Origin of the sequence: Microseira wollei NIES-4236, assembly GCF_020521235.1 — a bacterium.
GTDB classification, from domain to species: domain Bacteria; phylum Cyanobacteriota; class Cyanobacteriia; order Cyanobacteriales; family Aerosakkonemataceae; genus Microseira; species Microseira wollei.
On record NZ_BLAY01000543.1, the window covers coordinates 1 to 507 of the forward strand.

Sequence of the window (507 nt, forward strand, 5' to 3'; positions counted from 1 at the left end):
TTTTTGAATATCTGCGGCGCTTAAATCTTTGAGAGTAACTTTCTGACGCGGGAAGTTTTTATTGGTAAAAGTATTGGTGTCTTCACCGGATTTGTAGTCAAACAAAGACTCCCCTTGAGAGATGCGCCAGCTATCAGCATATTCGCCATAAAGTTGTCTGAAAGGAATCGGCGTACTCAGAACAGTACCATCGCGTTTGGCAAGGTCATCTTTAGGATCTCCGTTGAAGTTGCCGAAGAGTCCTTTAATTTGTCCTTGTCGTTCTTTAGTGAGGAAAACGTTGATATTAACGCGACTACCGACTGATGCTACTAATTGATCGCCTGTGCGATAGACAACTGTATAAGTGCTGCCTTCGCGGTAGATGCGACCATCTCCGATAATCAGAGAATCATTATTAGCAATATTAGTGGGAATGCCATCAATTAAAAGTCCTCGATCTCTGTAAATACCAATGCGTTTTCCACCCAAAACGGTTGCTACCGCTGTGTTTTCAGCTACACTACC

Annotated in this window: 1 protein-coding gene; it reads right to left on the minus strand. The window is 43.0% G+C overall.

The genetic code is table 11. The features are described 5' to 3' along the window. Positions 1–507 (minus strand): VWD domain-containing protein (locus MiSe_RS49785; RefSeq protein WP_226595032.1); only part of this gene is annotated, 507 nt, incomplete at both ends.